The organism is Salipiger sp. D13, from assembly GCF_003703915.1.
Lineage (GTDB): Bacteria > Pseudomonadota > Alphaproteobacteria > Rhodobacterales > Rhodobacteraceae > Salipiger > Salipiger profundus.
On record NZ_RAPJ01000091.1, the window covers coordinates 1 to 3,351 of the forward strand.

At 72.9% G+C, this 3,351-nt stretch carries 4 protein-coding genes; 3 read left to right on the plus strand and 1 reads right to left on the minus strand.

The features are described from left to right. The 3 genes from D6860_RS25020 to D6860_RS25030 form a co-directional block, all read left to right on the plus strand. Nucleotides 1-1,082 (plus strand): glycosyltransferase family 2 protein (locus tag D6860_RS25020; RefSeq protein WP_128549328.1); only part of this gene is annotated, 1,082 nt, incomplete at its 5' end. A gap of 120 nt (nt 1,083-1,202) precedes the next feature. Further along, nucleotides 1,203-2,084, plus strand: a complete 882-nt coding sequence (gene rfbA, locus D6860_RS25025; protein ID WP_076625975.1) for a glucose-1-phosphate thymidylyltransferase RfbA — start codon at nt 1,203-1,205, stop codon at nt 2,082-2,084. Nucleotides 2,085-2,103: 19 nt separating this feature from the next. Then, nucleotides 2,104-3,054, plus strand: a complete 951-nt coding sequence (locus D6860_RS25030; protein WP_076625976.1) for a glycosyltransferase family 2 protein — start codon at nt 2,104-2,106, stop codon at nt 3,052-3,054. A 43-nt stretch (nt 3,055-3,097) separates the two neighbouring features. Here D6860_RS25030 and D6860_RS25425 read toward each other — a convergent pair. Continuing rightward, on the minus strand, nt 3,098-3,351 hold a 254-nt coding region (locus D6860_RS25425; protein WP_206512223.1), incomplete at its 5' end, for a hypothetical protein.

Here is a 3,351-nt window from a genome sequence, read left to right on the forward strand (position 1 = left end):
TGCCCGCCGCGCTGCGCGCGCTGGCGCGGCAGAGCCTGACCGACTGGGAGCTGATCGTCGTCGACGACGCCAGCCGCGACCGCAGCGCCGCGCTGGTCGAGGCCGCCGCCGCCACGGATCCGCGCATCCGGCTGCTGCGGCTGGTGCGCAACGGCGGCGCCTATGCGGCGCGCAACGCCGGTCTCGCCGAGGCGCGCGGGCGCTGGGTCACGCTGATGGACGCCGACGACTGGGCCCACCCCGAGAAGCTCGCCCGGCAGGTGGCCCATCTCGAGGCACGGCCATGGCTGCCGGGCTGTCTTGCCAGCCAGGCGCGACTCGCCCCCGACCTGCGGCTCAGCCGCTGGACCGGCACCGGCGCCATGATCCACGAGGACCTGTCCTCGCTGATGCTGCCGCGCGAGATCCTGCGCGATCATCTCGGCGGCTGGGACGCGCTGCGCGTGTCGGCCGATTCCGAGCTGCTGCGCCGGGTGCGCCGGCTGTTCGGAGAGACCTCGGTCGCGCCCCTTCCGGAGATGCTCTCGCTGCAGCGCGACGCCGGCGACAACGCCACCGCCGATCCCGCCACCGGCATGGGCTGGTTCTACTACGGCGCCCGGCGCGAATACTTCGAGGCGCAGGAGGCTTATCACGCCACCGCGCCCAGCCTGCGCTACCGGCCCGGAGGGCCGCGCCCCTTCCCGGTGCCGGCGATCCTGCAGCCGGGCTGGCAGCCCGGGAAGCCGGGCCTGTTGCGGCTTGATCGGGTCTACGCGGGGCTGTTCCAGCGCCCCGACGCGGGGCTCTCGCAACTGCTCGCATGGCTCGACGAGGACGCCGCGGCGGGCCGCACGGCGGGGCTGGTGCCGCTCTGGTCCAGCCGGCTCGCGCCCGGTGACGGGCTGGCCATGCAGCCCGCCCTGCGCGCCCGCATCGACGGCGCGACGGTGCAGGTGCTGACCTACGGCATGGAGGCCGAGGCGGAGGTCTTCCGCCGCCTGCCTGGCCAGGTCGCCGAGGAGCCGCAGCGCTACCTGCCCCGGGTGCGCAGCGGCGGGCGGGCGGTGCTCGAACCGGGCCGGCCTCCCGCCGCCGGCTGAGCCGCGCGGGCGGCTGGCAATGGGCCCCGTCATCGGCTAAGGATCGGGACAAAAGACGGACAACGAAGCCGGAGGGGCGGACATGTGGGCGGAAGGCCGAAGCGCAGCGGAGGGCTGCGCATGAGCACGCGCAAGGGTATCATCCTCGCCGGCGGGTCGGGCACCCGGCTCTACCCGATCACCATGGGGCTGTCGAAGCAGCTCCTGCCGATCTACGACAAGCCGATGATCTACTACCCGCTCAGCGTGCTGATGCTGGCGGGCATCCGCGAGATCGCGCTGATCACCACCCCGCACGATCAGGAGCAGTTCCGCCGCACGCTCGGCGACGGCGCCCAGTGGGGCATCGAGATCAGCTACATCACCCAGCCCTCGCCCGACGGGCTGGCGCAGGCCTACCTGCTGGCCGAGGATTTCCTGGCCGGCCAGCCCTCGGCCATGGTTCTGGGCGACAATATCTTCTACGGCCACGGCCTGCCCGACCTGATGGCCGCCGCCGACACCCGCCCGAGCGGCGGCACGGTCTTCGGCTACCAGGTCGCCGACCCCGAGCGCTACGGCGTGGTCGATTTCGACGCCGCGGGGCAGGTGAAGTCGATCATCGAGAAGCCCGAGGTGCCGCCCTCGAACTACGCTGTGACCGGGCTCTACTTCCTCGACGGCACGGCCCCGGCGCGGGCGCGCGAGGTGCAGCCCTCGCCGCGCGGCGAGCTCGAGATCACCACCCTGCTCGAGATGTATCTCGCCGAGGGCGCGCTCTCGGTCGAGCGCATGGGCCGGGGCTATGCCTGGCTCGACACCGGCACCCACGCCAGCCTGCTCGACGCCGGCAACTTCGTGCGCACCCTCGAGACCCGGCAGGGCCAGCAGGTCGGCAGCCCCGACGAGATCGCCTTTGCCATGGGCTGGATCGACGCCGGGCAGCTGGCCGAGCGGGCGAAGCTCTTCGGCAAGACGGCATACGGGCAGTTTCTCGCCCGGCTGCCCGAGCAGCGCGGCTGAGGCCGCGCCGGGACGCCCGATGACGACCGCGCGCACGCCCAGCAGCGCCCGTGTGACGATCCTGATGGCCGTCTACAACGGCTCGGACAACCTGCACGAGCAGCTCGACAGCCTCGCCGCCCAGACCCACCCCAACTGGCGGCTGGTGGCCAGCGACGACGACTCGCGCGATGGCAGCGCCGAGCTGATCCGCCGCTTCGGCGCGGCCGGCCACGAAGTGCACCTGCGTCGCGGTCCCTGCCAGGGCGCGGCCGAGAACTTCCTGTCGCTGATCCGCGCCCTGCCCGAATACGGGGCCGAGAACGGCTGGACCGCCTTTTCCGACCAGGACGACGTCTGGCTGCCCGACAAGCTGCACCTCGCGATGTCGATGCTCTGGGAGCATCCGCAGGACGCCCCCGCGCTCTATTGCTCGCGCACCTGGATCACCGATGCCCGGCTCGAGGGGCGGCGGCTGTCGATGGCGCGGCCGAAACCGCCGGGCTTCCGCAACGCGCTGGTGCAGAACGTCGTGGCCGGCAACACCATCGTGCTGAACCCCGCCGCCACCCGGCTGGTGTCCGAGGCGGCGCAGGAGGCGGGCAAGATCGTGATCCACGACTGGTGGATCTACCAGATCGTCACCGGCGCCGGCGGCACGGTGCTGCACGACGACCGCCCCACCCTGCTCTACCGCCAGCACGCGGTGAACCAGATCGGCGCCAACGACACCTTCCGCGCCCGGATGGTGCGGGTGGGGATGATCCTGCAGGGCCGCTTCAAGGAGTGGAACGACATCAACATCGCGGCGCTGGCGGGCTCGGCGCACCGCTTCGCGCCCGAGGAGCGGCAGGTCTACGAGACCTTCGCGGCACTGCGCTGCCACTCGGTGCCGCGCCGGCTGGCCGACCTCCTGCGGCTCGGGCTCTACCGGCAAAGCCGGGTGAGCACCGTGGCGCTGTGGATCTCGGCGCTGATCGGGCGGCTCTGAGGCGCAACGCCCCTCCCCGGGCCGTTTCGGGCCGGGACAGGGTCTAGTTGCGTGCCGCGTGCAGGGCCTCGAGCTCGCCCTCGAGCGTCTCGATCCAGAGCTGCATCATCGCCTCCGTCTCGCCGGTCCCCGTGGCCGGCACCGGCGCCGCGGCGCGGTCGGCCCGCGCAGAGGCCCGCTCGAGCCGGTCGAGCGCCTGCGCCAGTTCCTCTTCGAGCAGCGCGATCTGGGCCGCCGAGACCGGGTCGGGCCCGAGCGGCGCGGGCACCGGCGCCGCGGCCGGCGCCTGCAGCCTCC